Below are 6,042 nucleotides of genomic sequence, written 5' to 3'. Positions count from 1 at the left end.
GTGCAAGCTATGGCCAAAGCCGCCTCGAAGCCCAATAAAACTCCAGCGAAAATGCCAGCGAAATCAAAGTCCTCCGCCACGGCCAAAGCCGCGCCGGCGGCCCGCAAGGTGCTTGCCAAGAGCGCCCCGAAGCCGGTCGCCAAACCCGCTGCCAAACCCGCTGCCAAGCCGGCCACGAAGCCTGCCGCGAAGGCCGCGACCAAGTCGGTTGCGCCGAAGGTTGCCGCCAAGGCAGCACCAGCCAAGGCAGCACCAGCCAAAGCAGCTCCAGCCAAGGCAGCGCCAGCCGTGATCAAGGCCGGCAAGTGGGTCTTCACGTTCGGTGACGGCAAGGCCGAGGGCAAATCCGAGCTGCGCGACCTGCTCGGCGGCAAGGGCGCCAACCTCGCCGAGATGGCCAATCTGGGGCTGCCGGTGCCTCCGGGCTTCACCATCCCGACCTCGGTTTGCACCTATTTCTACGCGCACGACAAAACCTATCCGAAGGAATTGCAGTCGCAGGTTGAGAAGGCGCTGGACTATGTCGGCAAGTTGACCGGCAAGATCTTCGGCGATGCCAAGAACCCGCTGCTGGTGTCCGTGCGCTCCGGCGCGCGCGCCTCGATGCCGGGCATGATGGACACCGTGCTCAATCTCGGCCTCAACGACCAGACCGTGGAAGCGTTGTCCGAACTGTCGGGCGACCGCCGCTTCGCCTATGACAGCTATCGCCGCTTCATCACCATGTATTCCGACGTGGTGCTCGGTTTCGAGCATCATCACTTCGAGGAAATCCTCGACACCTTCAAGGACAGCCAGGGCTACACGCTCGACACCGATCTGTCCGCCGAGGACTGGGTCGACCTGGTCGGCAAGTACAAGGATGCGGTCGCACGCGAGACGGGCAGGGATTTTCCGCAGGATCCGCACGACCAGCTCTGGGGCGCGATCGGAGCTGTGTTTTCATCCTGGATGAACGCGCGTGCGGTGACCTACCGCAAGCTGCATGACATTCCGGAATCCTGGGGCACCGCGGTCAACGTGCAGGCCATGGTGTTCGGCAACATGGGCGAGACGTCGGCGACCGGCGTTGCCTTCACCCGCAACCCCTCGACCGGCGAGAGCAAGCTCTACGGCGAGTTCCTGATCAACGCGCAGGGCGAGGACGTGGTGGCGGGCATCCGCACGCCGCAGGACATCACCGAAGAGGCGCGCAAGGAATCCGGCTCCGACAAGGCGTCGATGGAAGCGGCGATGCCGGAGGCCTTCAAGGAGCTGACGCGGATCTACACGCTGCTCGAGAAGCACTACCGCGACATGCAGGACATGGAGTTCACGGTCGAGCAGGGCAAGCTGTGGATGCTCCAGACCCGCGGCGGCAAGCGCACCGCCAAGGCGGCGCTGCGCATCGCGGTCGAGCTTGCCAATGAGGGCCTGATCACCAAGAAGGAAGCGGTGATGCGGATCGATCCGGCCTCGCTGGATCAACTGCTGCATCCGACCATCGATCCCAACGCCAAGCGCGACGTGATCGCGACCGGCCTGCCGGCCTCGCCTGGAGCTGCCTCCGGCGAGATCGTGTTCTCCTCGGATGAAGCGGCCAAGCTCCAGGGCGACGGACGCAAGGTCATCCTGGTCCGCATCGAGACCAGCCCCGAGGACATCCACGGCATGCATGCCGCCGAAGGCATCTTGACCACCCGTGGCGGCATGACCTCCCACGCCGCCGTGGTCGCGCGCGGCATGGGCAAGCCCTGCGTCTCCGGCTGCGGCACCATCCGCGTCGATTACGGCCGCGGCACCATGAGCATCGGTTCGCGCACCTTCAAGACCGGCGACGTCATCACCATCGACGGCTCGCTCGGCCAGGTGCTGGCCGGCCGCATGCCGATGATCGAGCCGGAGCTCTCCGGCGAGTTCGGCACGCTGATGAAATGGGCCGATCAGGTCCGCAAGATCGGCGTCCGCGTCAACGGGGATACGCCGGAGGACGCCCGCACCGCGATCAAGTTCGGCGCGGAAGGCATCGGCCTGTGCCGCACCGAGCACATGTTCTTCGAGGAGACGCGCATCCGCACGGTGCGCGAGATGATCCTCTCCGAGGACGAGCAGTCGCGCCGCGCCGCGCTGGCAAAACTGCTGCCGATGCAGCGCGCCGACTTCGTCGAGCTGTTCGAGATCATGAAGGGCCTGCCCGTCACGATCCGTTTGCTCGATCCGCCGCTGCACGAGTTCCTGCCGCACACCCATGCCGAGGTCGAGGAAGTGGCGCGCGCCATGAACACCGATCCGCGGCGTCTGGCCGACCGCGCGCGCGAGCTGTCGGAGTTCAATCCGATGCTCGGCTTCCGCGGCTGCCGCATCGCGATCGCCTATCCGGAGATCGCCGAGATGCAGGCGCGTGCGATCTTCGAAGCCGCCGTCGAGGCCGAGAAGCGCACCGGCAAGGCCGTCGGCCTCGAGGTGATGGTGCCGCTGATCGCGACCAAGATGGAGCTCGACCTCGTCAAGGCGCGCATCGACGCCACCGCGAAGGCGGTGATGCAACACACCAACACCAAGATCGCCTATCAGGTCGGCACCATGATCGAGCTGCCGCGGGCCTGTCTGCTCGCGGCCGAGATCGCGGAATCGGCGGAGTTCTTCTCCTTCGGCACCAACGATCTGACGCAAACCACCTACGGCATCAGCCGCGACGACGCCGCGAGCTTCCTCGGGACCTACGTGTCCAAGGGCATCCTTCCGGTCGATCCCTTCGTGGCGCTCGACCAGGAAGGCGTCGGCGAGCTGGTCAAGATCGGCGTCGCGCGCGGCCGCAAGACGCGCGCCTCGCTCAAGGTCGGCATCTGCGGCGAGCACGGCGGCGATCCCGCCTCGGTCGCCTTCTGTCACGCGATCGGCCTCGACTACGTCTCCTGCTCGCCCTACCGCGTCCCGATCGCGCGCCTCGCCGCCGCGCAGGCCGCGCTCGGCAAGGCCGTCGCGAGCCAGGCGTAAGCCGAAGCGCAGCAGGATTGAGTTGAGAGAGGCGGGGCTTTGGCCCCGCCTCTTTCATTTGAGACACTGGTGTTGTTGCGAGTGCTAACCACACACTCGCTGTCATCGCCCGCGAAGGCGGGCGATCCAGTACGCCGAGACGGCTGTGATGAACCGATGAGCCGCGGCGTACTGGATGCCCCGCCTTCGCGGGGCATGACAGCGGATGTTGTTGCAACAACGGGAACTCATCACGCGTCCCGTAATGATACGTGCGCGCAAGGGTTCCTTCACCATTCGCGTTGACCGCTTGTTTACCGTTTCACGTCGGCGGAAATTTACCAAGGCACGCAATCGCCCCGTGAAAACACCTGCGATTGCTTGTGTGTGCCGCGTGCGCAACGTCGATTAACGCCCCGGCAACCTAAATTAGATACTCACGATAAAGATCGAATTGCACGGATGTACTGCGGTTCGATTTTTCTGGCGTAAGCGTAGCGTGAGCGTATCGATGTTTGTGTTGCGTAACCATCCGAAGGGCGCGCGGTTCGCGTCCTTCGGCATCGGTCTCTGCATCTTCGCATTGATGCCGAGAGAGACCGGCTATCAGGACATTGCTTCGCTGCTGGCGCGTCAGCCCGGCGTCGCCGAGCGCTGGCAGAAGCAGGTGTTTTCCGCGGCGTCCTCCATCCAGCTCGCCACCTACAGCTTTGCCCGCCCGATCGGCACGTCGGTTCCGCAGAGCGCGATGGTTCGCCTCGCGAGCCTCGACGGCCGCGACATCACCGGAACCGTCACGCGCAATCCGACGCTCCAGGCGCCGACGCGTTACCAGGCCTCCGACTTTCCCAAGGTCGATCGCTCCATGAAGGGTGATCGCCTCGCAACCGTTGCACCCACGCAGGCCCCCGAGACGGCGGCGCCGTCCGTTGCTCCTGCGCAGCCGGATCCTGCGACATCCAACAGCTCGGTGTTCGGCGCCAAGACCGTCGCGTTACCGCAAGCCATGTCGCCGGAGTCCGCGGCCGCGCTCGATCCCGAGCTCGCGGAAGCGCTGCGCGCGCCGCCCCTGCCGCAATATTCCAGCGCGCCCCAGGCCAGCGACACCGCGCGCTCGCTCGCGGTTCAGCCACTCGAGGCGTTGAAGCGGGCCGCCGCGCCGGCGGCGCCGCCGCGCGATCCCTTCAGCGTCAAGACCTCGAACCTGTTCTTCGGCAGCTCCTCGCTCGGCGGCTCGCTCGAGAGCATCGAGAGCTGGCAGCCCGGTGCCGAGCCGTTGATCGTGATGCCGGATCCCGACATGAAGGTGACGGCCTCGCTGACGCCGCCGTCGGAGGACATTGCCAAGGACATCGAGAGCGGCGAGAGCGTCGCGCCCAAGGGCGAGGTCAACGCCGACAACCAGCGCGCCAGATCGCCGGCCGAGCGGCTCGCGCTCGACGACAAGTCGCGCGCCAAGTCCGAGAAGTGCCTGGCCGAAGCCGTCTATTTCGAAGCCCGCGGCGAAGCGGTGCGCGGCCAGATCGCAGTCGCGCAGGTCGTGATGAACCGCGTGTTCTCCGGCAAATATCCCGACACCGTGTGCGGCGCGGTCTATCAGAACAAGCACCGCCATTTCGCCTGCCAGTTCACCTTCGCCTGCGACAACAACGCCGACGTGATCCGCGAGCCCGAGATGTGGGAACGCGCCAAGAAGATTTCGAAGGCGATGCTCGACGGCCAGATCTGGCTGCCCGAAGTCGGCAAATCCACCCACTACCACGCCTATTGGGTGCGTCCGTCCTGGGTCGCCGAGATGAAGAAGATGTACAAGACCGGCGTCCACACCTTCTACCGGCCGCGCAACTGGGGCGACGGCAGCGAGGAACCGAGCTGGGGCACGCCGGCGCAGACCGCCGCGCTCTCGGCCGAGCTCGCCCAGGAAGCCAGGAGCTCCGCCGAGATGGGCGTGAGCGAGCGACGGTAGTCTTCCTTACCTCTCCCCGCTTGCGGGGAGAGGTCGGATCGCTTTAGCGATCCGGGTGAGGGGTACAGGTCTCTCGACAATCGCATTTGCGGAGAGAGGCCCCTCACCCCAACCCTCTCCCCGTAAGAACGGGGGGAGGGAGTAGACCGCCTCACGCCGCGATATCCAGCGCGCAGTCGAAATTCGCCGCCGAATGCGTCAGTGCGCCCGCCGACGCGTAGTCGACGCCGGTCGCCGCGATGGCCGCGATCGACTCCAGCGTGACGCCACCGGACGCCTCCAGCGCGACGCGGCCCTCCGAAAGCCGCACCGCTTCGCGCAGCGTCGCGACGTCCATGTTGTCGAGCAGCACGGCGTCGGCAAATCCGGTGTCGAGCACCTCGCGCAATTGCGCCAGCGTGTCCACCTCGATCTCGATCTTGACGAGATGGCCGGCATGGGCGCGGGCGCGCTCCAGCACGGGGCGGATGCCGCCGGCGACCGCGATGTGGTTGTCCTTGATCAGGATCGCATCGTCGAGGCCGAAGCGGTGGTTGAAGCCGCCGCCGCAGCGCACCGCATATTTCTCCAGCGCCCGCAATCCCGGCGTCGTCTTGCGCGTGCAGCAGATGCGCATTCTTGTGCCTTCGGTTCGCGCCACATAGTCCGCCGTCAGCGTTGCGACGCCGGACAGCCGGCCGACGAAATTCAGCGCGGTCCGCTCCGCCGTGAGAATGGCGCGCGCCGGGCCCGAGATCGTCAGCACGTGCTGCCCGCGGGCGACGCGCGCGGCGTCGCGGACTTGTGCGCGCACCTCGATGTCGGGCGAGAGCTTTTGCAGCGTCGCCAGCGCCAGCGGCAATCCGGCGATCACGCCAGACTGGCGCGCGACCAGGATCGCTTGCGCTTTTGTTGCTTCGGGAATTGTCGCGAGTGAGGTGATATCGCCGGCGCGGCCGAGATCCTCATCGAGCGCGCGATGCACGGCCTCGTCGATCGCGAGCGGGGACAGGAAGGCATCGGGATTGAGCAGAGAGGTCGGGGTGATCATCGAAGGCTCCATCAGGCGATCATGGGTTGCGCGGTGCGCGGCAGCGGGCGGTCGATGAGGCTTTCCGCCACCTCGCGCGCCGCAGTGAGCG

At 66.1% G+C, this 6,042-nt stretch carries 3 protein-coding genes; 2 read left to right on the top strand and 1 reads right to left on the bottom strand.

Annotated elements, in window-relative coordinates; genetic code table 11:
- Positions 1-9 precede the first annotated feature (9 nt).
- Positions 10-2,976 (top strand): pyruvate, phosphate dikinase, encoded by a 2,967-nt coding sequence (ppdK, locus tag ACXJL8_RS31040; protein ID WP_456622985.1) that lies wholly within the window; start codon positions 10-12, stop codon positions 2,974-2,976.
- Positions 2,977-3,466: 490 nt separating this feature from the next.
- Entirely contained in the window at positions 3,467-4,921 is a 1,455-nt protein-coding gene (locus ACXJL8_RS31035; RefSeq protein WP_456622984.1) for a cell wall hydrolase, read from the top strand.
- A 151-nt stretch (positions 4,922-5,072) separates the two neighbouring features.
- Here the strand turns inward: ACXJL8_RS31035 and nadC are convergent, their stop codons facing one another.
- Complete coding sequence (nadC, locus tag ACXJL8_RS31030; protein ID WP_456622983.1) at positions 5,073-5,951, bottom strand: carboxylating nicotinate-nucleotide diphosphorylase; 879 nt, start codon at positions 5,949-5,951, stop codon at positions 5,073-5,075.
- Positions 5,952-6,042: the final 91 nt, after the last annotated feature.

The organism is Bradyrhizobium sp. P5_C11_2 (assembly GCF_054049755.1).
The sequence above is the reverse complement of the archived record's forward strand: the minus strand, read 5'-3'. Positions and strand labels throughout refer to the sequence as shown.

Bases quoted from the DNA above. Each gene is read 5' to 3' on its own strand.
- ACXJL8_RS31035 (WP_456622984.1), top strand. From the start codon at position 3,467: ATGTTTGTGTTGCGTAACCATCCGAAGGGCGCGCGGTTCGCGTCCTTC.
- ppdK (WP_456622985.1), top strand. From the start codon at position 10: ATGGCCAAAGCCGCCTCGAAGCCCAATAAAACTCCAGCGAAAATGCCA.
- nadC (WP_456622983.1), bottom strand. From the start codon at position 5,951: ATGATCACCCCGACCTCTCTGCTCAATCCCGATGCCTTCCTGTCCCCG.